The sequence below is a fragment of the Sulfitobacter sp. genome, from assembly GCF_041552635.1.
In the GTDB taxonomy this organism is placed as follows: Bacteria; Pseudomonadota; Alphaproteobacteria; order Rhodobacterales; family Rhodobacteraceae; genus Sulfitobacter.
Genome location: NZ_JBFEKM010000036.1, coordinates 1 through 20,715, shown reverse-complemented (window position 1 = coordinate 20,715; position 20,715 = coordinate 1). Strand labels below are relative to the sequence as shown.

The window sequence follows — 20,715 nt, the reverse complement described above, 5'->3', positions numbered from 1 at the left end:
ATACCGGATGATTGATCGATGTTAATGCGACGATCCGAACAGTCTTCCATCTTGTGTGGATCGATATTCACCCATGAAGGAGGCCCGACATGGCCAAGTCAGACGATACATCGCTTGTTGACCTGATGAAACAGACGCAGGCGGCGGTCACGCTCAGTCCTATGCTGCGACCTCAGATCGAACAGTTCTGGCAGGCGCAGGAAAAGATGCTTCGGGAGGCTCAGGCGTTCACTGAACACTGGTTTGAACGGCGCCATGATGCAACGAAAACTGCGATTAAAGCCGTCGAAAACGTCACGAACGGTGGGTCTGACCCATCGGAGGCACTGAAGAGCATGTCCGATTGGCAACGGCATTCGGTGGAACGTGTCATGGAAGATTTTCGCGAATGGGCACACCTTTGCACCCGCTGTGCAGGCCACGTAACGACTGCGGAGGTCGAAGCCGAAAAGGAAGGGCTTGAGAAAGCCGCCAAGCAGGTGAAATCAGCCTCAACAACCAAACACGCAACCCCGGTGTGATGATGGCAACTCCCAGAAGCAAAGTCATTACAGACGACAACACAGGAGACGGACAGATGGACGACAAAAGTGCATATGCTGAAAAATTTCAGGCGCGGCTTGATCAATGGCGGGCCGAAATCGACAAGTTCCAGGCCAAGGCGAAAGAGGCCAGCGCCGACACCAAGCTCAAGTATCAGAAAGAAGTCGACGAACTCCGCGCAAAGCAAAAAGACGCTGAGATGAAGCTTGATGAACTTGGTGAGGCTCAGGGAAAGGCTTGGGAAGACGTCAAATCCGGCGTTGAATCGGCCTGGGATGACCTTGGCAAGGCTGTCCGAAAAGCTGCGGATCGCTTCGGCTGATCGGGGAGCAATTGAAATGAACACTGGAAAACGCCCCCTCACTGCATTCATTCTGAGTGTCGGATTGGTCGCGCATGGCATGGCATTGGCTCAGTCGAACGAACCGATCACCATCGACGAGGTGCAGGCTGAACTTTCTGACGTTTATGGCACAATTGCAGGCTATTCACTTCAGGAACGCGACGCGGCGTTGGACGCCGCAGAACAGTCGCTTGATCGCATCGATACCGAGATCGACGTTCTGGAGAACCGAGCCCGGGAAAACTGGGGCGACATGTCCCAAGCCGCGCGCGACAGAACGTCTGCTGCACTGCAGCGCTTGCGTGCCCGCCGCAATCGTTTGGGCGAAATGTACGGTGCGATGACCTATGGGACCGATGCCGCTTGGGACGAATTGGTCGCAGGCTTCACAAATGCCTGGGAAGAGTTGTCGGCGGCTTGGACCGTTGCCGTCGATGATGCAAACAGCAACACAGATCAATGAGTGAAGACATGAAAAACTCAGTACAAAGTATCGAAAACTTGCAAAAGGCATTGGCCATGGAATTGACTGCAATCCAGCAGTACCTGCTCCACGCCCATGTCCTTGACGACTGGGGACTTGACGTTCTGGCAGATCAGATGCGCACGGAAATGACTGAGGAGCTTGGCCATGCCGGGCGTTTCATCGAGCGCATTCTGTTTCTGGGCGGTGACCCCGTTGTCGAGGCTGCGAAAGCTCCGAAACGCGCAGAGTCGCTTGAGGCCTTGTTTGGTGCCGACCTTGAAGAGGAGAAGGGTGCGGTCGAGTTCTACACGTCCGCCGCCAAGGCGTCAGACGACGACAGGGATATTGGTACCCGGATGCTGTTTGAAGGCATCGTGATCGATGAAGAGGGGCATATGGACTGGCTCGACCGTCAGCTTGGCTTGCTCAAACGGATGGGGGAACCGACCTATATTGCCAAAAACATGAGCGATGCTGCCCGCGCCACGTGAGATCATCTAGTCGCGTTCTGCCGGATGTAGTCGCGCGGCATGTTTTGAAAGGTATAGCATGAGGGGGAATTGGTGGCATGACCAGTTTTGAAACAGATGAGGCGCAGGGAACGACGGCGCGCGGATCTGTGCTCTGGCTTTGGGTCTCATGCGTGGCGCTGATCCATGATAAAAATTGAACATCTCTCTGATCGCAGCATGATCATCATTCGCGCGTCAGGCACGCTTACGATCAATGACTACGAGGCGGCCATTCCGGAACTTCAAAATTCGATTGAGTTGTCAGATGGTCCGTTGCGTGTTTTGTTGCGCCTCGAAGATTTCTCCGGGTGGGAGATCGGGGCATTATGGCGTGAGATTGAATTTGATCTGAAATATGGAAAGGATTTCGGACGTATTGCCGTTGTTGGGGAAAACACGCTTGAAGAATGGGGAACCACTCTGTCGGCTCCATTTACGAAGGCAGACATGCAGTTCTTTCCAGCCGATCAGGAGGCCAAGGCCTATGAGTGGCTCAGAAGCGCCCCTCCGGCTCCGGAGGCGAAATGACTTCGGAGAAACTTTCTTTGAAACAAAACTCCAACCCGCCAAAGTATGCGGATGCCGCGAATTCACTGTCTCGGGCCGAGGTTGTGTTCATACGACTTGCTGCAGTGGTTTATGCTGCTGCCGCGCTCGCGATGATGGCGATTTCAGTTGGGCTGATCACGGTTTCACTCACCCGAGTCTATGCTGCAATTATAAATCATGAAAGAGCAGAGGGTGCCTTGCTTGAAGCAGTCAGCTCCTTGGTGATTTCCGTTGCAATACTTGATGTGGCGAAATACGTCATGGAAGAAGAGGTGTTGCGGAGCCGCGAACTGCGCAATCCAACAGAAGCCCGCGAAGCAGTTACAAAATTCATGGTCATCATCGCGCTTGTTGTTGCCATAGAAGGAATCGTCCTGGTTTTCGAGCTTGGCAATTCCGAACCGGAACTTTTGCTGTATCCGATCCTTTTGCTGGCCATGTCGGTCATAATTGTGATTGGCCTCGGCGTCTTTCAGCGCCTGAGCCTACAGGCAGAGAAACGTCTGGCGGATGCTGAAAGCGCGCATGAGGCCCGTTAGTCGCGTTCTGCCGGATGTGCGGCGCGTCTGATTGACCGGTATCAAAGCTCTGCCGTGTTTCCGAGAGATTATGTTTTCAGACCGTGCTGATTTCCCCAATCAGTTCAATGGAGATGAATTGTGCCCAAGGATTCAACTGATGCCGCTTTTTCCACGTCTGTTCAGAAACTGGCAGAGAAACTGGAGATTAATGCCCAGACGGGACTGAGCGCGAACGAGGTGAAAATAAGGTTGGAGGCGCATGGGCCGAACCGCCTGCGCCGCCAGAAAAAGAAAAGCGCATGGACCATCCTCGCGCACCAATTCAGCGGTATCATCGTGTGGCTTCTGACGGCCGCGGCGGTGATTTCTATTGTGCTGGGCGATATCGCCGAAGGCATCGCAATCGCCTTTGTGCTGATCCTCAATTCGGCCATCGGCTTCTTCACCGAACTCAAGGCAGCCCGCTCTATGGAAGCCTTGATGCGTATTGCGCAGGTTCGAACACGTGTGCGGCGTGATGGCGAGGTCCGCATGATTGATGCGCATGAATTGGTACCCGGCGATGTGGTGGTTCTTGAGGCGGGGGATGTCGTTACCGCAGATATACGGCTGAGCGAAGCGTCGAACCTGCAGGCGGACGAATCTGTGCTGACAGGTGAGTCCGCTCCCGTAACAAAAAACACCGAGCCCGTAGGCAAGAATGCCGCCCTTGGTGACCGTCTCAGCATGGCCTTCAAGGGCACGGCAATTACACAGGGCGCGGGTGAAGGCATCGTGACAGCCACGGGTATGGAAACGGAGCTCGGCCGGATCAGTGATCTCGCTCAAAGTGCCCAAGGCGAGGCCGCTCCGCTCGAACGGCGTCTGGACAAGCTGGGCCATCGCCTTGTCTGGCTTACTCTGGCGCTTGCGGCGCTGACCATCGGTGCGGGTATTCTGCGAGGCCATGATGTCGCCATCATGGTACAGACCGGCGTGGCACTTGCCGTGGCCGCCGTGCCCGAGGGTCTGGCGGTCGTTGCTACGCTCAGCCTTGCGCGCGGTATGTGGCGGATGAGTCAGCGCAACGCGTTGATCACCCGGCTGTCCTCGGTTGAAACACTGGGGGCCACGACGGTGATACTGACCGACAAGACCGGAACCTTGACTGAAAACCGCATGACAGTTGTCCGCTATCTTCTGGCCGAGGGCGATATCGATATCGACGACGACGGCGAAGACGCAACCAAAGCCCCAGAGCCTGACAGCCCGCTGGACTGGGCAATGCGCATCGGAGCGCTCTGCAATAATGCAGAGATCGGCGACGGTTCAGACGACGGCCAGAGCGGCGACCCGATGGAAATCGCTCTGTTGTCGGTTGCAGACGGTCTGGGGGCGTCTCGAAAAGGCCTTCTCGACGACACGCCGCAGGTAAAGGAACATGCTTTCGATCCGGATACCAAGATGATGGCGACCGTGCATAAGACCGCGAATGGGCATCTCTTTGCCATCAAGGGGGCACCCGAGGCGGTGATCGACGTGTGTACCCATGTGCTGGAGCAAGACGGTTCTCAAAAGATGGACGACGCCTTGCGTCAGCGGTGGACCGATCGCAACGCAGATGCTGCGCAGGATGGACTGCGCCTGCTTGCTCTTGCGAAGAAAGAGGGCGTGCCAAAGGATGCAGACCCTTACGAAAGCCTGACGCTTGTAGGTCTTGTCTGCTTCCTTGATCCTGTGCGCGAAGATGTGCCGGATGCCATAAAGGCCTGCCGCGCCGCAGGTGTGCGCGTGATCATGCTGACGGGGGATCACGCCGCTACCGCCGAAACCATTGCACGGAAAGCAAGCCTTGGGGACGGTGACATGAAGGTAATCGAGAGCGGCGAGATCGCCGGGCTTGATCCGGAAAACATCAGTGAGGATATGCGCGCACGGATCATGGAGGCCGACGTTTTTGCACGCGTCTCGCCCGAGACAAAGCTCACACTTGTGTCCCTTTTTCAGGATGCGGGGCATGTCGTGGCCATGACAGGCGACGGCGTGAATGATGCACCGGCTTTGAAGAAAGCCGACATCGGTATCGCTATGGGCAAGCGCGGCACGCAGGTAGCCCAGGAAGCCGCCCACATGGTTTTGCAAGACGATGCCTTTGAAACCATCATTGCCGCCATGCGGCAGGGTCGGGTCATTTTTGACAACATCCGCAAATTCGTCGTCTACTTGATGTCCTGCAATGTCAGCGAAGTTCTGGTCGTGGGTCTGGCTGTCGGCGCGGGCTTGCCCACACCGCTTTTGCCACTGCAAATTCTGTTCCTGAACCTTGTCACCGATGTCTTTCCAGCGTTCGCACTGGGCCTGGGGAAAGGGGATGAGAATGTAATGACCAAGCCGCCACGCGACCCGACCGAAGCAATAGTCGACCGCCCGCGTTGGATCCTGATTGGTATTCTGGGGGCATCCATCACTATCGCCACGCTGGGCGCGTTCGCTGCCGCGCTCTTTTTGTTAAGCCTTGAAACCGGTCCGGCGGTTACTGTGGCGTTCCTGACTCTGGCACTGGCGCAGCTTTGGAATGTCTTCAATGTGAGGGATCATGATTCAGGACTGCTGCGCAATGAGGTCGTAAAAAACGGATATGTCTGGGGAGCCATCGCTCTGTGTTTGGGATTGATAGGCCTTGCTCTCTGGTTCCCGCCCTTGGCTGATCTTCTGGGTCTGCCAAGTCCGGGGCGTGCCGGTCTTGTTCTTGGGGTCACGGCCAGCCTTGTTCCGCTCGTGCTTGGTCAGGGCTGGGTCTGGCTCGCAGAGCCATCTGATCGAGACCTCATAGAGCAAACATAGAGCGCATGATTGTCCGAAACACGACATCGGACGGATCCGGCAACGCGATCACATGCCACTTGCGTCGCCTCAAGAAAGCAGGGACCCGTGACTCTGCCGGTGTGGATTGCTTAGAGATGGGTTCGATTAACACCCGTCAATGCGGGCACCGAGTTCATGGATTAGAAAACTCCATATCTGGATGTTTTAGTTGCATCCCTGAAACCCGAAAGGAGAGATCTCATGTCAATGCTCAAGGTAATCGAAGTACTTGCCGAATCCGACGAAGGGTTCGATGCAGCAGCGCGCGCCGCAGTTACGCAGGCCGCGCAAAGCGTGCGCAACATCAAATCTGTATACATCAAGGAAATGAATGCACAGGTCGATGGCGATGCCATCACGCGCTACCGGGTGAACGCAAAGATCAGTTTCTTACTTGAGGACCAGACCGCAGGCTGACCGCTTGCAGTCGTGAATAAGGATTGTCAGCCGTTTTGGCGGCCGCAGGGCGTCTGCCAAAACCCTTGAAGACAAGACGCCGAAGGAGGCAGAATTATCATGAGTTATTTCAGATTTATCGCGATGATCGCGACATCCGTCGTCGCGATGTATATTCTCATGTATCTCAACACGTATAGCTATGCGCATGTGTACTGGAGTCAGACGCGGGCTTGGATGGCGCTCTACATGGGGGCTGTCATGGCCCTGATCATGTTGGGCTACATGCTTGCGATGTACCGTAACCGCGCAGCGAATAGTGCTATCGTGGTGGTTGGTGTCGTGGTTTTCAGCGGTTCACTTTACCTTCTTCGCAGCCAGAACACGGTTGATGATGTGGCGTGGATGCGGGCAATGATCCCGCACCATTCGATCGCTATTCTCACCTCTGAACGCGCAAATATTACCGATCCACGGGTGCGGGCACTGGCAGATGCAATCATCGCAACCCAGCTGCGTGAAATCGCTGAGATGGAGACGCTGATCGAAGATCTGGATGCACCGTGACCGCGCAAATTGTACGCGCGTTAACATCGGTCAATGTAGCGATACGAACAGTGCAAGCTACCCATGGCGGGAACAAGCTCGCTGTGGCGAAGGAGGGTCGACAATTCGTGGATCCTGTCGAGAGACCGGCAGGACGCATCGTGCCCCGCGTCGCAGCCCAGCCAGTAGATCGCCTCGGCCAAAGGCACATCGCGCGGCACAACCCGTCCGGCGGCAAAGACCTGCGCGACCCCGATGCAGGCATCCAGATCGCCGTCGCGGCAGCCGTTTTTCAAGGTGTCGACATGGGCGCGGTGCGCGGGTGCCAAAAGGACCGCCGCTTGGAGATCAACCAGACAGGCAAGCGCCGCGTTGTTATTGCCATGCGTGAGCGTGAGGGCCGTACACTGCCATTCGTCGGCACGTCCGAAGGCGAAGGCGTTGCGCTGGCAAACGAGAACGTGTCGCGCATGTCCACAGTTTCAGCGGACAAAGCAAGCCACCGGGATGAATTGCACATGGGCTGGCACGTTGACCGCGTGAACCATTCTGAGATTTACAGCAACCACGGCAAGCACACCAACATGGTTAAGAGCTTCTTTAGCGCTTTGATGATCGTCAACTTCAACTCATTGCGCCAGAATAGCTGCTTGTACTTGCTGCGTGCTGGTATGGCCTTGGGGTTGCCCTCATAACCGTACAGCACCAAAGCACGGCCTATCGCGTCCAGATCGGCCTTGAGCGCGCCTGCGGCCTTTAGGAATCTAGCTGATATTATTGGGTAAATCTTGGTGCGTTTGATACATCAGGCCGCAAATGTTCCTCGTTTCAACAACCCAAAAAGTGAGCTCCTATAAACTTTCTTATGTCGTTCAAAGATTCATTTACCCACAGGAGATATGCTTCCCACCGCCTCACCTATGCAAGTTTCGCGACAGTGAGCATCATGAATTTTCTTGTTACGTCAAAAAACTTTACCGGTCTTGAATAATCGCACTTTCCCATTCACGAATAAAAATTTGCTGCTTGAGCCGATCAAGATAGGTCATCAACGCGGGTTCGAGGCTGATGGACGGGCGGCCACTGGTGTCTTGAAAGGCATCAAGCGATGGCAAAGGAAAATCCTCGGCGGAGCCTTCAGATTGCAGGCCGATCAAGTGGCTTACGAAAGATTCAGCCAGGCCCGGGTCCGATGCAGATTTTGACACGAGTGCGGATCGCATCATGGTCGTCGGGAAATCGGAGGGCAGGATAACGGTCAACACGTCTTCGGTGTCTGCGCGGGCCAGCGCATAGCTGCCCAACACGTTATAGGCCACCAGAATGCGCCCTTCTGCGAGGTCGTCAATCATCGCGCCCGAGCAACAATAAAGCTGCGCGTCAAGGCTGCCGATCACTTCCATCAGGCGCCAAAACGTTTCGGATGCGCGTGCGTCTTGCGTAGCAAACAGGTACCCCAGCCCCGAGAGGCGCACATCGTAGGTGCCGACCTTTCCGTCAAACAGGTCGGGGTTTGCACGCAGAACTTCGATCAGGTCTTGCCGCGAGGCGGGTAACGGTAACCCGTCAAACGCGGCGGTGTTGATGACGATGGCCGCCGGTTCGGTGGTGAACGCGAATAAGCTGCTGCGCCATTGCGCCCAGTCCGGATGCTCGAGCTCTTCCAACCATTGCGCAAACCCGTCATTGGTCAGTTTGAGTTGCAGGTCCATCGCGCTTGAAATGACGACGTCGAATTGATCTGGGTTTTGGCGAAACAGATCGTCAAGGTCGGCCGTGCCAGTGACAAGGTATTCAACCGAAACATCGGGACGCTGTGCGATGAAACTCTCGATAATCGGGACAAAGAAAGACGTGTCGGTGCTGGATAAAATCCGCAGGGATCGCGGCGCACTTTCGGACCCGAAGACCTGCTGATCCTCCCACTCTTGCGCGGTCGCAAACAATGGCAAGACACACAGAATTAGAATTGCAAAGTAACGCATGCGCCGCCTTCCGATCTGTTGGACAATACCATGGTGCCGTTGTGTGCAGTTGCCACGTCTTGCGCAATTGTCAGCCCAAGTCCGGATCCGATGTGACCTTGGGTATCACCGCCGCGAACAAACCGTCCGGCGAGCTTGTCCATCTCACCGGCCAGAAATCCGGGACCTTGATCAAGAACATCAACCGAAATATGCGGGTTGGTCCGGACACGGATCGTGATCGACGTATCCGCCGGAGCGTATTTAAGCGCGTTGTCGATGAGGTTGCGAACGGCGTTTTGCAGCAAGACAGGATCGCCCCTTACGAGCGCGGATGCGGTGCTTTCAAGGTGAATTGCCACATCACGCATGTCCGCCACAGGCGTCATGCGTTGAACGAGGTCACGCAATAAACCGTCCAGTTCAACATCTTCGCGCTCAAGGTTCTCGGCGCGAAAGGTGACCATCGCATGATCCAGCAACTGCCCCGCCGCGCGCGAGCTTTCATCAATTGCGCGCATCATGGCGCGCAAGGCGTCACGGTTTTCCTGTGTCTGTACCCGCTGAAAAGTGGCCTCGGCATAAGACCGGACAGTTGCCAGTGGGGTTCGGACACGATGGGCAGCTTCGGCAATGAAGTCTTCTGATTGTTTGAGGGATTGGTCCAAGCGCGACATCAGCGTATTCAGCGACCCCACCAGTGGCACCATTTCAGAGGGTACCGGTTTGAGAAACGGGCTGAGGTCCTGTGGTCCTCGCCGTGTGACGGACATGGTCAGACGGCTCAGTTGGCCAATGGTCGTGGATGCCGCCCAAAACGCCAATGCCGTGGCAAGGGCAAAGAAACCCGCGCCGAACAAGGCGACGTTGCGCGAAATTTTATTGAGCGTTTCAGCCAGTGCGTCTTGGGTTTGTGCCACGCTCACAGAGACCTGTCGCGGCGTGCCGATCCCGATCAAAGTGCGGCTCGCGGTGGCCACGCGAATTGTGGCGTTGTCGTAGTTTGCCGATGTAAACACGCTCTCACCGGATTTGGCGGGCAGGACCGCCCCCAAACCATCGTAGCCGGACAAAAGTGCTCCGTCCTCAAAGATAGCGTAGAACACACGGTCGTCGGCCGCTGTGCTAAGCATGGACAAGGACGCATAGGGAAAGTCCAATTCGACAGCACCGTCGCGCAAAACAGCGGCGTCCAGAATAGAAGAGACTGACGCGCCGAGAATGTTGTCCTGCCCTTGTTGTGCGATCTGGGCGGCATAGCCGCGCACAACAATGAACAACAAGATCGCGAGAAGTGCCGCGCCGCCCGTCAGGATCAATGCAAGCCGATTGCGAAGTGATCCAAAGACGACAACGTTATCCGTCATGATTAAGCCTGTAGCCCAAACCGCGCAGGGTAGTGATCTGAACGCTTGACCCTTCAAGATGCTTGCGAAGCCGTCCAATATAAACCTCGATCGCATTTTCAGACACATCGTCGTCATAGGAAAACAGCCGGTCTACCAACTTTTGCTTTGAGAAAAGCTGCCCCTTGGCGTTGATGAGCAATTCGAGCAATCGCAGTTCCCGGTTGCGCAGGTTGATGGTTTTGCCTTTGACGATCAGGTGCCCGCCGACAGGATAAAACTCGACGTCCCCTAAGCGGGTCGTTGGTTGCGCCGTGCCAGTCTTGCGGCGCAGAACCGCGCGGCAGCGGGCCTGCAATTCGGCGTGATCGAATGGTTTGGTAACGTAATCATCCGCGCCAAGATCAAGCATGCTGATTCGATCCGACACTTGACTGCGCGCCGTCAAAACAATCACAGGCGTGTCGTTTTTCGCCGCACGGTGTTGTTTGAGAAAGCTACGTCCATCCCCGTCCGGCAACATGATATCGAGCAGAATAAGGTCGTATTCACCGGTTTGCGCAAAGATCACAGCGTCGAAAATTTTTGCAGCGTGATCAACCTGATGCCCGTCCAGAACCATGCGTGAACAGATGGCGTTCGCCAGCTCTAGATTATCTTCGACGAGGAGGTATTTCATCGTACTCTTTGTCCTTTCTGCGGCAGGTGACAGGTTTATGTCAGGTTGATGTGTTTGTCTCTGCCGACAGAGCCGTGAGGAGAACGGTTATCAAATGGGAGACGACAATGACAACGTTTAAGATGGGCCGACGCGCCCTGATCGCGACCGCAGTTGCGACGCTTGGCCTTGGAACGCCTGCTTTTGCAGACGGGCACCAGATGCTCGACAGCATCCACTTCTTGATCCCCGGCGGTGCCGGCGGCGGTTGGGATGGCACGGCACGCGGCACCGGTGAGGCCCTGACCGAAGCCGGCCTTATCGGCTCAGCGTCTTACGAAAACATGTCCGGCGGCGGCGGCGGTACAGCCATCGCCTATTTGATCGAAAACGCCGAAAGCAACTACGGCACGCTAATGGTCAATTCGACACCACTCGTGATCCGTGGCCTGACGGGCGAAATTTCCCAGACTTACCGCGATCTTACATTGGTTGCCGGCACGATCGGAGATTACGCGGCACTCGTCGTGGGCAAGGAAAGCCCGATCAACTCAATGAATGACTTCCTCGCTGCATATGATGCGGATGCCACTGGCACGCCTATTGGTGGTGGGTCTGTTCCCGGAGGCCTTGATCACGTCGTTGCGGCGATGGTGATGCAAGCAGCCGGGCGCGATGCTTTGGATGTGAACTACATCCCCTACGATGCTGGCGGCACCGCCATGGCGGCTTTGCTGTCGGGTGAGATCAAGGCGCTGTCCACTGGCTTGTCTGAAGCGATCGATCTGTCCGAGGCTGGCGAAGTCAAAATCATCGGCGTTACGTCGCCCGAGCGCGTTCCCGCGGCGCCGGATTCCATGACGATGATGGAGCAAGGCATCGACACGACTTTCGTAAACTGGCGCGGATTCTTTGCTGCCCCGGGCCTTCCTGCGGAAGACCTGGCTGCCTATCAGGACGTGCTCGCGAAAATGTATGACACCGAAGAATGGGAATCTATACGCGCCCGTAACGGCTGGGTCAACATCCACAATCCCGGCGACGACTTCCGCACGTTCCTTGATGACCAAGAAAAGGTGATCGGCGATCTGATGCGTCAGCTGGGCTTCCTTTAAGTACTCTGAAGGGCAGCGCACACCACGCGCCGCCCTTTTTTTCAAGACATTTTTGGGAGATTGGTCGCATGGCCTTGGATCGTTGGATCGCACTTGTTCTGCTGAGCATTTGCTTAATTTACGGCTATACCGCGTGGTTCACGATGGACGCTAACTTGGCACCTTTTATGCAGCGCAAGCCTGTCTGGCCCAGTTCATTCCCCAAAATCTTGTCGATCTTCGGCATCTTGTTGTCCATCGTCATTCTGCTTGGCCTTGAAAAAGGCGAACAGGTGATCGGCGATATCGATTACCGTCGTTTGACGGACTACAAACTTGGTCAGGCGATCCTGATGCTGGCACTGATGGTGGCCTATGCCCTATGCCTGCGCCCCTTGGGGTTCCTCGGGTCGACCACCGCATTCCTTGTCGCCGGATCGTTCATCTTGGGCGAACGCAAATGGCATATGATGATCCCCGTGTCGCTGCTGACGGCAGGTGTAATCTGGTACCTCGTGCAGGAAATCCTGGGGATTTTTCTGCGCCCTTTGCCATTCTTTATGGGGAACTGATCACATGCTCGAAGGAATTCTGATTGGCCTGCAAACGGCCCTGTCGCTGCAAAACCTTCTGATGGTTATCGGCGGCTGTCTGATTGGCACGTTCATCGGCATGTTGCCCGGTCTTGGGCCGATGTCGATCATTGCGATCATGATCCCGATTGCCATTTCGCTGGGCGATCCGTCCGCCGCGCTGATCCTGCTTGCGGGAGTCTATTACGGCGCGATTTTTGGGGGCTCTACATCGTCCATCCTTCTCAACGCGCCCGGTGTCGCGGGCACCGTCGCGTCCAGCTTCGACGGCTATCCGATGGCGATGCAGGGCAAAGCGGGCAAGGCGCTGACGATTGCGGCCATCGCCAGTTTCGCGGGCGGCACGATCGGTGCGATATTGCTGATGGTTTTCGCGCCCATGCTTTCCTCTGTGGCGTTATTGTTCCATTCTGCGGAATACTTCGGTCTGATGGTCGTCGGACTGTCGGCCATTGCGGCCTTTGCTGGAAACGGTCAGGTCGCCAAGGCTCTGCTAATGACTGTGCTGGGCCTGATGATGGCGACCGTCGGTCTTGGGTCCTTGTTCAACATGCCACGCTTCACTGGCGGCATGATGGAACTGCAATCAGGTTTCGGCTTTGTCACCTTAGCAATGGCGATGTTCGCCCTGCCAGAGGCGATATTCCTTGTCCTGAAGCCAAAAAACATGGGCGATGTCGGCGGCGAAATCAAGGATCTGCGCATCACCCGCGCAGAAGCACGCGCCATAGCACCCGTCATCGGCCGCCAATCCATTCAGGGCTTTTTCATCGGTGTACTACCAGGGGCCGGTGCCACAATTGCATCGTTCTTGGGCTACGCAGTGGAGCGTAACATCGCGCCGAAACACGAGCAGGACGAATTCGGCAAGGGGTCGATCAAGGGTCTTGCCGCACCGGAAACCGCCAACAACGCGGCCTGCACCGGATCGTTCGTGCCGCTGCTGACGCTCGGCATCCCGGGGTCCGGCACGACGGCCATTCTTCTGGGTGCGTTGATCGCGCTCAACGTGACACCCGGCCCTCGCCTGATGATCGACGAGCCGCAGATTTTCTGGGCCGTCATCATGTCCATGTTCATCGGCAATCTTGTGTTGTTGATCCTGAACCTGCCTCTGATCCCCTATATTGCCAAGGTCCTCGCAATCCCGCGCAACTACCTGATCCCGTTCATTCTGTTTTTCACGCTGATGGGCGCGTATATCGGGCAAAACAATGCCACCGAACTGCTGTTGCTCGTAGGCTTCGGGATTTGTGGCATCGCGCTGAAATTTGCGAATTATCCGCTGCCACCGCTTCTCATCGGCTTTATCTTGGGCGGGATGATGGAAGACAATTTTGCCCGCTCGATGCAGCTTTATGGTGGGGTATCTTTCATCTGGGAACGGCCCATGACATTGGGGCTTCTGATAATCGCAGTTTTGCTGGTATTACTGCCTGGTATCCGGGCTCTGCGCCTGCGTGTGAAGGGCCTATGAATGTTTCACCTCAGAGGAATAACTGGCGCGTTCCAGAGGTTGCTTAATGCAAGCGACCCGCTGTGCTGGCTTGGTAGCGTGACACAAGCAATTTTCCTGAAAGGTGACTTCTGTAAGCAAGTGAGGGTATTCACATAGTTCTCAGATTTCGTTGCGAACACAAAGGAGAGCTTCAGCTTCGTTCGTTGTGCAGTCTTACTGCAAGCTGCTGCGAATGCTATCACCCTGCCAAAGTGCTTCTCTTTCTTGTAGCCAGTTGAAAGCGACCATTGACCAAATGGCGGCCAAGGTCGGTTTTGTCCGCGATGGGTGAGTTCAGACACGCCGCATCGAACGGCACTCTTTTCGAATCCGGCCATTGGTGCAAAACGCAGCTAAGGTCGGCTTCGAGCCCACTTTGACCGATGCAGGACCTCGCGCGAATGGCCGCTTTCTATTTGCCTCGCGGCTGGTTTTGTTCTGAAGTTAACTTCAGAGTTCCTTGCCAGCGCGCCGCTCTTGGAGTTTCAGGATCATATTTGCGCCAATACGAGCGAGTGGTTTTGGCGGAAGGCGGTTTGGTAATTCCGTGCTTAGAGCACGCTCCAGTGCGGGTGATGTCTCACCCAAAGCCAACTGCGCGGCCAGACCGCCAGCCAGTGTTCCCTTAGCGGTGCCCAACCCGTTCTGACAGCAGGCGGAAAAAAGACCCTGATCCAGTTCGCCGATCACTTGGACATTGTTCCGGCTGACGCAGAGCCGACCTCCCCAACGGTATTCCATGGGCACGCCCGCCAGCATCGGGAACCGCGCGGCAAATGCACGGTCGTGATCCCGCGCGACCTGTCCGATCCGTGTATCGCTGACCTCCATAGACGGATCAAACGTGAACCGGTTTCGGATGATGATCCGCTCGCCCCCCATACCAGATAAACGCCGCACCGTTGTTCCCATCGGATCGGCAGGTGTCAGCCCCCAGAGCGGCTGCCCCCCCAATCGGGCCGCCTCCGCAGGGTCGAGCGCGCGGGTCATCGAGGCATAGGTGAATACGTGCATCAACCGGCCGCGCAGATAGCCGAAGCTGTTCAAATGTCCGTTCACGGCCATGATCACGCGGGGTGCCGTGACCTGCCCCTTCGGGGTCGTGGCAATCCAATCGCCCTCACGGCTCAAAGACGTCACAGGGCTATTTTCATGCACAGTCACACGATTGGACCTCAGTCCGGCGGCAATGCCACGCACAAAAAGGGCCGGTTGGATCATCGCGGTGCCCGGAGTGAAGAGACCGGTTTGATAGTATTCCGTGCCTGTGATCTCGCGCATCTGGGCCGCATCATACATCTCGCAGGGTTCGTTCATCGCCTCGAGATGGCGCGCAAAGCTCCTGTTGTGGGCAAGGCCTTTTTCAGTGACTGCAGCGTTGATTTTTCCCGAAAAAACAAAGGCCTCGGCGCTTAGCCCGTATTCCTGCGCCATCTGGGCGGCATGGGCGATGCCTTGCCGGTTGTCTTGTGTCTGGGCGAGATCCGCGTCCAGCGCACCACCGTAGTCATCCGAGGTGAGGTCGTGAGGCAAGTCGATCATGAAGCCGGAATTGCGCCCTGCCGGTCCGTCGCCCACGCGGACTGCATCCAGCAGAACAACCCGATCCCCGGGCGCCTGTTTGGACAGCCGATGTGCTGCCGCCAGCCCCGCAAATCCGGCACCAATCACCAGCCAATCTGCGGTGATCTTGCCCTCAAGCGGTGTCGGAGGCACGTCGTCAGGCAACAGCCTGTTCCAGCCCGCCGGGCCGGGATCACGCGGCAGGCGGGTGACCTGCATCCCTAGTGATCCTGATTGAGCGCATCTACCGCGGGAATGTCGCGTTCGCGCCGCGCGATATAGTCCAACAGCGCCTCGTTCACGCCCGCGTCCAGTTTCGGTTCTTCGTATTCGCCCAGCATTGCGCGAGCCTTGATCAGGGCGCGTTCTGTGATCTCGACCGCCCCCTCTGCCTGCCATTGCTCGATCGAGTTGTTATCGAACATTTCGGGCATGAAAAATGCCTTTTGAAAATGCTCCAGCGTGTGCGGATGGCCAAGGTAATGCCCACCGGGGCCGATATCAGGGACGGCTGCCAACGCCGCGTCGAAATCGGTCCAGTCAATCCCTTGCGCCATGCGGTAGCCCATTTCACACATCTCGGCATCGACGATGAATTTAGCCATCGAGCAATGCATCCCGGCCTCGTTCCAGCCTGCGGAATGCCAGATGTAATTGGCCCCCGCCATCAGGACGGCATTTAGGGTCATCGCACTCTCGTAACCTGCCTGCGCGTCGAATGTCTTGGCACCGCCCAGCGTATTGGACGTGCGCCATGGAATGCCATAGAACCGCGCCATCTGGCCGATCATGAAGTTCATCAGGCTGATTTCTGGCGTGCCTGCCATCGGCGCGCCGGATTTCATACTGACGGTGGACAGGTAGTGGCCGTAGATCGCAGGCGCGCCTTTGCGCACCACTTGGGTATAGGCCAGCGCCGACAAGGCCTCGGCGTTCAACTGTGCCACGGTCGCCGGCACCGATGCAGGGGTGTTTGCCCCGCCGAGCACAAAAGGCGAGCACAACACCGGCTGGTTGCGTTTGCAAAACGCCCTCAACGCGCCCAGCATGGTTTCGTCCCACACCAACGGCGAGTTGCCGTTGCAGTTGCCTGTCACCACGGGATGGGTGTCGATGAAATCATCGCCAAACAGGATCGCGCACATCTCAATCACGTCTTCTGCGTTCTTGGGGCTGGTGGTCATGCCCATGAACGTCTTGTCGGAGTGCTTCATCGAGCTGTAGGTAATCCGCAAATGCCGCTGGCTGATCGGGTGATCGTAGGGCTCAACAATATGATGCGCCGAAGAATGCATCGCAGGCAGCATGTGGCTGAGTCTATGGAAATTCGCCAGATCGTCGAGCGTTGGATTGCGCCGCACATCCTCCAGATCGCGCAGATAGGGCGCGCCGGTCATGGGCACAAAGATGCTGTGATCCGTGCCGAAAGGCAGGTTATTGGCGGGATTGCGGGCATGGTAGGTGAAGGTCTCGGGGATCGTCGCGATCAACTCGCGCACCAGATCGCGGTCAAGATAGACGATATCGCCCACAACCTTGGCCCCTGCGCGTTTCCAGTCCGCCAATGTGATGTCATCGCGGAACTGGACGCCGACATTCTCCAGAATATCCATCGAGGCTGCGTCGATCTTTTCCACCTGCTCGGGGGTCAGCGGCTCGGTGTGGGGTAGCCTGCGCTTGAGCGCGGGCAGCATCGTGATATCGCGCGTCTGGCGGATTGCCTTGCGCGCGCCGCGTCCACGGCGGACGGTTCCGACTGCATCTACGCTCATCCTACGTTGTCCCCTTCGGTCGGATCCGTCAGGTCGATCCAGATGGTTTTGATTTCGGTATATTGGTCATGGGCGTGCAGCCCGTTGTCGCGGCCGCCAAAGCCCGATTGCTTGTAGCCGCCAAACGGCGTGGCGATGTTGCCCTCGCCGTAGCAGTTGATCGTCACCGTGCCCGCACGGATATCACGCGCGGCGCGGATCGCCTGACGCCCACCTGCGGAAAAGACCGAAGCGGCAAGGCCATAGGCCGTGTCATTGGCCACTTGCACCGCTTCCGCGTTGCTGGCCACTTCGATCACGGCCAAGACTGGGCCAAAGATCTCCTCACGGGCGCGGGCTTCTGTGGCTTTGACCTCGACCACTGTAGGGAGAACGAAGGGCCCGTCGTCTTTGCTGTCGAGATAGCTGCGCACTTTCGCGCAGTGGCCCGCATCAATCAACGCGCCGATGTGGTTGGCAGGGTCCAGCGGATCGCCTGTCTTCCAGTCGCGCATGCGGGCGTCGATCTTGTCCATGAGCTTTGCTTTGACCGATTTGTGAACGATCAGCCGTGAGGCCGCCGAACAATTCTGACCTGCGTTCCAGAACGCCGCATTGACAACATGTTCCGCCACATGATCGAGGTTTTCTGCGTCGTCAAAGACCACGGCGGGGTTCTTGCCGCCGCACTCCAGCACCACCTTCTTGAGGTTGCTGTCGGCAGCATAATGCAGGAACCGCCGCCCTGTCTCGGTCGAGCCGGTAAAGCTAACCATATCCACATCCATGTGGCGGCCCAGCGGCTCGCCCACGCTTGGGCCGTCACCCGGCAGCACCTGCAACACCCCGCGCGGCACTCCTGCCTCGGCGGCCAGCTCGACAACGCGCAGGGCCGTAAGGCTTGTTTGCTCAGCTGGCTTCACGATTACCGAACATCCCGCAGCAAGCGCGGGCCCGATTTTCCATGCGAGCATCATGAGGGGGAAGTTCCAAGGCAGCACAGCCGCCACAACGCCAACGGGTTCGCGGACGATCATCGCCATGGCACCATCACCCGTCGGGGCGGTCTGGTCATAGATTTTGTCCGCGGCCTCAGCGTGCCATTTGATACAATGGATCGTTTCGGGAATGTCGATCATCTCGCAATCGCGAATTGGTTTGCCGCTGTCGATACTCTCCATGACGGCCAATTCGCGGCGGTTGCGGGTGATCAGCTTGCACAGACGGATCAGCACATCCTTGCGGGTGTCCGGCTCCAGTTTGGACCAGCGACCTTGGTCAAAGGCCTCGCGGGCTTTGGCCACTGCTAAGTCAACGTCTTCGGCGTTGGCTGTGGAAATTTTGGCAATCTTGCCTCCCGTCGCGGGGTTCGTTGTGGCCATCATGGGGCCACGCCCGCGCTGGTATTTCCCGTCAATGAAAGGCGTGCGGGGCACTTCAAGCGCCTCGGCAATCGAACGGTACTCGGCGTGTGTCAGCAGGTCGGTCATTGGTTGGCCCCCGTAATGGCGGAAATAGCCGTGTCCATGGTGCGGATCACCTCGGCCAATTCGCGTTTGTCGTCTTTGTTAAGCGGTTGCAGCGGCTTGCGCGGAGGGCCTGCATCAATGCCGCGCAGGGTCAGCCCGTATTTGATGCATTGAACGAACTTGCCACCCTGTTCGAGAACCCGCATCAGCGGCAACATCGCTGACATGATCGCACGGCCTTTGGTGAAATCACCCTCGACGGCGCAGGCCTGATAAAGGGCAATATGCGCCTCGGGGGCAAAGTTGGACCCCGCACAGACCCATGACCGCGCACCCCATGCAAAGAATTCCAACGCCTGATCGTCCATGCCGCACGCCAGCCCGATATGCGGGTAGTCCCGCGCCAGCATGTGCAGGCGGTTGATATCGCCCGAACTTTCCTTGATCCCGCAGAAGTTGGGGGAGCGGCCCAAACGGTCAAGGCACTCTTCATCCATGTTCACCGACATCCGGCCGGGGTAGTTATAAAGCATCACGGGCAGGTTCGCGGCGCGGTCCACCGCCAGCGCATGAAGCGCGATTTCTCGGCCCGTGGGATAGGCATAGGGCGGCGTCGCTACCAGCAGCGCATCCGCGCCCGCGGCCTTGGCAGCCTTGGCATACATCACGCCATCTTCGGTCCGGATCGCCCCTGTACCCACAACCATCGGCACGCGGCCCCTGATCAAGGCGGCGCAGCGGGTCATCATCTCCAGCCGTTCCTCGGTAGTCTGAGCGTAGTATTCACCCGTTGAACCAGCCACGACGATCCCATGCACACCCGATGCAATCAGATGCTCGACCGTTTCGGCCAAGGCGGGCTCATTCAGCGAAAAGTCATCGTGATACGGCGTGACGAGCGGGGTGTAGATCCCTTCAAAATGCATTGCGGCGGTCCTTGAGTGAAATAACGTCAACAGGCAAAGGATCAGGGCGTACGAAGCGCTCCATTCTGTCGCGGCTGAGGTCCCAGTGTTGAAGGGTCAGATCAATCGCCAAGGACCCTTCGCGGGCCTCAATAGCGCTGATCATGGCGTCGTGCTGTTCGATGGCCTTGAGAACAAGCAGTGTTTCAGATGGCGCAGCCGGTCGATAGAACGTCTGGCTCAACCTTGTGTGGTCAATTTGCAAACGTGCGAGTGACGCCAGAAGATACGGGTTCTGGGCCATTTCGCCGATCAGGCCATGAAACTGGTGATTGGCGAGGGCGGCTTCTCCGGCGTGCGAGGCTTTGGCCGCCTTTGTAAAATCTACCTGTGCTTGCTTTAGCCTGTCAATTTGCCTTGCAGTCCTGTTCTCACAGGCGAGCCGTGTGATGTTGGCATAGACCATGGGTGCCGTTTGAAAGAAGGTCCTTAGCACGCCAACATCCATTGACGCGACTTTCGCGCCCCGGTTCCGCGCCAGTTCCACATAGCCCTCACCCTGCAATCGCTGCAGCACTTCGCGCAATGGCGTTCGGGACATCCCATACTGATCGCACAGGCTGACTTCATCAAGGTCGACGCCGGGCGCAAGATCAGTCGACAGTATGCGGCGCTTGATGTCTGCGAGGCAGGTTTCTTTCGTTGAGCGGGGCAAGGCGTTCTCCACATTATTTTTGTATACACATAGTATACAAAAATAATGTGTAGCAAGCGGTTTGTTGTCAAACGCACTAATTTGCGGGTCGCCGCAGTGAAATTTCGTTGCCCTTGCAGGTCGTGGACGCCTCAAACGAATACCACTGGTCGTGGGGTGATTTTCAAGTTTGCGGACATTTGAGTGATTGCAGCGAAATGGCGCTTTGTCCCGTAGTCTGTGACTTCTTGCGTGATGCAGCGAACGGCAGCAAATATCAGACCGGCCGTTCGTGGTTCAGGCAGCGGATGACCGCGATGAGCCCTTTTTGAAAAATGCGATCCCGCAGCATTTTGCTTTTGCAGCTGCAACATCGCGATACAGAGGGATCATTGCCGACATTCAGAGCAACCGGGACCATCCGGATCTTTGAGTACGACTTCACCAGCTCTTGAAATGT

The 20,715-nt window shown here is 56.9% G+C and carries 21 protein-coding genes and 1 pseudogene; 13 read left to right on the top strand and 9 right to left on the bottom strand.

Going from position 1 to position 20,715, the window contains the following annotated elements:
* The first annotated feature begins 89 nt into the window (after positions 1-89).
* The 10 genes and pseudogenes from ABYT07_RS06235 to ABYT07_RS06190 all read left to right on the top strand — a co-directional run.
* Complete coding sequence (locus ABYT07_RS06235; protein ID WP_372990176.1) at positions 90-521, top strand: phasin family protein; 432 nt, start codon at positions 90-92, stop codon at positions 519-521.
* A complete protein-coding gene (locus ABYT07_RS06230; RefSeq protein WP_372990175.1) occupies positions 518-865 on the top strand; it encodes a coiled coil domain-containing protein in 348 nt (115 codons plus the stop codon). Before ABYT07_RS06235 ends, ABYT07_RS06230 begins: the two co-directional genes overlap by 4 nt.
* 16 nt (positions 866-881) lie before the next feature.
* Positions 882-1,349, top strand: coding sequence for a hypothetical protein (locus tag ABYT07_RS06225; RefSeq protein WP_372990174.1), 468 nt, complete (start codon positions 882-884; stop codon positions 1,347-1,349).
* Positions 1,350-1,357: 8 nt separating this feature from the next.
* The gene (locus tag ABYT07_RS06220; protein WP_372990173.1) at positions 1,358-1,843 is read left to right on the top strand and encodes a bacterioferritin; all 486 of its coding nucleotides are present in this window, start codon (positions 1,358-1,360) and stop codon (positions 1,841-1,843) included.
* Positions 1,844-2,008: 165 nt separating this feature from the next.
* Complete coding sequence (locus ABYT07_RS06215) at positions 2,009-2,392, top strand: STAS/SEC14 domain-containing protein (RefSeq protein WP_372990172.1); 384 nt, start codon at positions 2,009-2,011, stop codon at positions 2,390-2,392.
* Positions 2,353-2,952, top strand: a complete 600-nt coding sequence (locus ABYT07_RS06210) for a hypothetical protein (protein WP_372990171.1) — start codon at positions 2,353-2,355, stop codon at positions 2,950-2,952. Before ABYT07_RS06215 ends, ABYT07_RS06210 begins: the two co-directional genes overlap by 40 nt.
* Before the next feature lie 120 nt (positions 2,953-3,072).
* Positions 3,073-5,757 carry a cation-translocating P-type ATPase gene (locus tag ABYT07_RS06205; RefSeq protein WP_372990170.1) on the top strand — a complete coding sequence of 895 codons (2,685 nt, stop codon included), beginning with the start codon at positions 3,073-3,075 and terminating at the stop codon, positions 5,755-5,757.
* Positions 5,758-5,979: 222 nt separating this feature from the next.
* Entirely contained in the window at positions 5,980-6,195 is a 216-nt protein-coding gene (locus tag ABYT07_RS06200; RefSeq protein ID WP_372990169.1) for a dodecin family protein, read from the top strand.
* Between the two features lie 99 nt (positions 6,196-6,294).
* Positions 6,295-6,741 (top strand): DUF305 domain-containing protein, encoded by a 447-nt coding sequence (locus ABYT07_RS06195; protein ID WP_372990168.1) that lies wholly within the window; start codon positions 6,295-6,297, stop codon positions 6,739-6,741.
* A gap of 305 nt (positions 6,742-7,046) precedes the next feature.
* A pseudogene (locus ABYT07_RS06190) lies at positions 7,047-7,331 on the top strand (transposase); the annotation flags it as partial.
* A gap of 363 nt (positions 7,332-7,694) precedes the next feature.
* On the opposite strand, the gene ABYT07_RS06185 reads toward ABYT07_RS06190, so the two are convergent.
* The 3 genes from ABYT07_RS06185 to ABYT07_RS06175 are packed head-to-tail and all read right to left on the bottom strand — an operon-like array spanning position 7,695 to position 10,709.
* Positions 7,695-8,705 (bottom strand): ABC transporter substrate-binding protein, encoded by a 1,011-nt coding sequence (locus ABYT07_RS06185; protein ID WP_372990167.1) that lies wholly within the window; start codon positions 8,703-8,705, stop codon positions 7,695-7,697.
* Entirely contained in the window at positions 8,684-10,051 is a 1,368-nt protein-coding gene (locus ABYT07_RS06180) for a sensor histidine kinase N-terminal domain-containing protein (RefSeq protein WP_372990166.1), read from the bottom strand. The genes ABYT07_RS06185 and ABYT07_RS06180 overlap by 22 nt, the downstream gene beginning before the upstream one ends.
* Complete coding sequence (locus ABYT07_RS06175; RefSeq protein ID WP_372990165.1) at positions 10,041-10,709, bottom strand: response regulator transcription factor; 669 nt, start codon at positions 10,707-10,709, stop codon at positions 10,041-10,043. Before ABYT07_RS06175 ends, ABYT07_RS06180 begins: the two co-directional genes overlap by 11 nt.
* A gap of 107 nt (positions 10,710-10,816) precedes the next feature.
* Between ABYT07_RS06175 and ABYT07_RS06170 the strand changes: the two genes are divergently transcribed.
* The 3 genes from ABYT07_RS06170 (at position 10,817) to ABYT07_RS06160 (ending at position 13,852) form a co-directional block, all read left to right on the top strand.
* Complete coding sequence (locus ABYT07_RS06170; protein WP_372990164.1) at positions 10,817-11,803, top strand: Bug family tripartite tricarboxylate transporter substrate binding protein; 987 nt, start codon at positions 10,817-10,819, stop codon at positions 11,801-11,803.
* 68 nt (positions 11,804-11,871) lie between these two features.
* Complete coding sequence (locus ABYT07_RS06165; RefSeq protein WP_372990163.1) at positions 11,872-12,354, top strand: tripartite tricarboxylate transporter TctB family protein; 483 nt, start codon at positions 11,872-11,874, stop codon at positions 12,352-12,354.
* Between the two features lie 4 nt (positions 12,355-12,358).
* A complete protein-coding gene (locus ABYT07_RS06160; RefSeq protein ID WP_372990161.1) occupies positions 12,359-13,852 on the top strand; it encodes a tripartite tricarboxylate transporter permease in 1,494 nt (497 codons plus the stop codon).
* A 471-nt stretch (positions 13,853-14,323) separates the two neighbouring features.
* On the opposite strand, the gene ABYT07_RS06155 is transcribed toward ABYT07_RS06160, so the two are convergent.
* The 6 genes from ABYT07_RS06155 to ABYT07_RS06130 all read right to left on the bottom strand — a co-directional run.
* A complete protein-coding gene (locus ABYT07_RS06155; protein ID WP_372990160.1) occupies positions 14,324-15,655 on the bottom strand; it encodes an NAD(P)/FAD-dependent oxidoreductase in 1,332 nt (443 codons plus the stop codon).
* Positions 15,656-15,657: 2 nt separating this feature from the next.
* Positions 15,658-17,208 carry a trimethylamine methyltransferase family protein gene (locus ABYT07_RS06150; RefSeq protein ID WP_372990159.1) on the bottom strand — a complete coding sequence of 517 codons (1,551 nt, stop codon included), beginning with the start codon at positions 17,206-17,208 and terminating at the stop codon, positions 15,658-15,660.
* Positions 17,205-18,677, bottom strand: coding sequence for an aldehyde dehydrogenase (locus tag ABYT07_RS06145; RefSeq protein WP_372990158.1), 1,473 nt, complete (start codon positions 18,675-18,677; stop codon positions 17,205-17,207). The genes ABYT07_RS06150 and ABYT07_RS06145 overlap by 4 nt, the downstream gene beginning before the upstream one ends.
* On the bottom strand, positions 18,674-19,582 hold the full coding sequence (locus ABYT07_RS06140; protein ID WP_372990156.1) for a dihydrodipicolinate synthase family protein: 909 nt from the start codon (positions 19,580-19,582) through the stop codon (positions 18,674-18,676). The genes ABYT07_RS06145 and ABYT07_RS06140 overlap by 4 nt, the downstream gene beginning before the upstream one ends.
* Positions 19,572-20,276 carry a GntR family transcriptional regulator gene (locus ABYT07_RS06135; protein ID WP_372990155.1) on the bottom strand — a complete coding sequence of 235 codons (705 nt, stop codon included), beginning with the start codon at positions 20,274-20,276 and terminating at the stop codon, positions 19,572-19,574. The genes ABYT07_RS06140 and ABYT07_RS06135 overlap by 11 nt, the downstream gene beginning before the upstream one ends.
* A 256-nt stretch (positions 20,277-20,532) precedes the next feature.
* Positions 20,533-20,715, bottom strand: a 183-nt coding sequence (locus ABYT07_RS06130; RefSeq protein ID WP_372990154.1) for a hypothetical protein, incomplete at its 5' end; no start/stop codon positions are given.

What these genes read in the sequence shown, in the direction of transcription:
- ABYT07_RS06220 (WP_372990173.1), top strand. Translation starts at nt 1,358, where the DNA reads ATGAAAAACTCAGTACAAAGTATCGAAAACTTGCAAAAGGCATTGGCC.
- ABYT07_RS06180 (WP_372990166.1), bottom strand. Translation starts at nt 10,051, where the DNA reads ATGACGGATAACGTTGTCGTCTTTGGATCACTTCGCAATCGGCTTGCA.
- ABYT07_RS06200 (WP_372990169.1), top strand. Translation starts at nt 5,980, where the DNA reads ATGTCAATGCTCAAGGTAATCGAAGTACTTGCCGAATCCGACGAAGGG.
- ABYT07_RS06215 (WP_372990172.1), top strand. Translation starts at nt 2,009, where the DNA reads ATGATAAAAATTGAACATCTCTCTGATCGCAGCATGATCATCATTCGC.
- ABYT07_RS06150 (WP_372990159.1), bottom strand. Translation starts at nt 17,208, where the DNA reads ATGAGCGTAGATGCAGTCGGAACCGTCCGCCGTGGACGCGGCGCGCGC.
- ABYT07_RS06235 (WP_372990176.1), top strand. Translation starts at nt 90, where the DNA reads ATGGCCAAGTCAGACGATACATCGCTTGTTGACCTGATGAAACAGACG.
- ABYT07_RS06175 (WP_372990165.1), bottom strand. Translation starts at nt 10,709, where the DNA reads ATGAAATACCTCCTCGTCGAAGATAATCTAGAGCTGGCGAACGCCATC.
- ABYT07_RS06145 (WP_372990158.1), bottom strand. Translation starts at nt 18,677, where the DNA reads ATGACCGACCTGCTGACACACGCCGAGTACCGTTCGATTGCCGAGGCG.
- ABYT07_RS06195 (WP_372990168.1), top strand. Translation starts at nt 6,295, where the DNA reads ATGAGTTATTTCAGATTTATCGCGATGATCGCGACATCCGTCGTCGCG.
- ABYT07_RS06160 (WP_372990161.1), top strand. Translation starts at nt 12,359, where the DNA reads ATGCTCGAAGGAATTCTGATTGGCCTGCAAACGGCCCTGTCGCTGCAA.
- ABYT07_RS06140 (WP_372990156.1), bottom strand. Translation starts at nt 19,582, where the DNA reads ATGCATTTTGAAGGGATCTACACCCCGCTCGTCACGCCGTATCACGAT.
- ABYT07_RS06155 (WP_372990160.1), bottom strand. Translation starts at nt 15,655, where the DNA reads ATGCAGGTCACCCGCCTGCCGCGTGATCCCGGCCCGGCGGGCTGGAAC.
- ABYT07_RS06165 (WP_372990163.1), top strand. Translation starts at nt 11,872, where the DNA reads ATGGCCTTGGATCGTTGGATCGCACTTGTTCTGCTGAGCATTTGCTTA.
- ABYT07_RS06170 (WP_372990164.1), top strand. Translation starts at nt 10,817, where the DNA reads ATGACAACGTTTAAGATGGGCCGACGCGCCCTGATCGCGACCGCAGTT.
- ABYT07_RS06225 (WP_372990174.1), top strand. Translation starts at nt 882, where the DNA reads ATGAACACTGGAAAACGCCCCCTCACTGCATTCATTCTGAGTGTCGGA.
- ABYT07_RS06185 (WP_372990167.1), bottom strand. Translation starts at nt 8,705, where the DNA reads ATGCGTTACTTTGCAATTCTAATTCTGTGTGTCTTGCCATTGTTTGCG.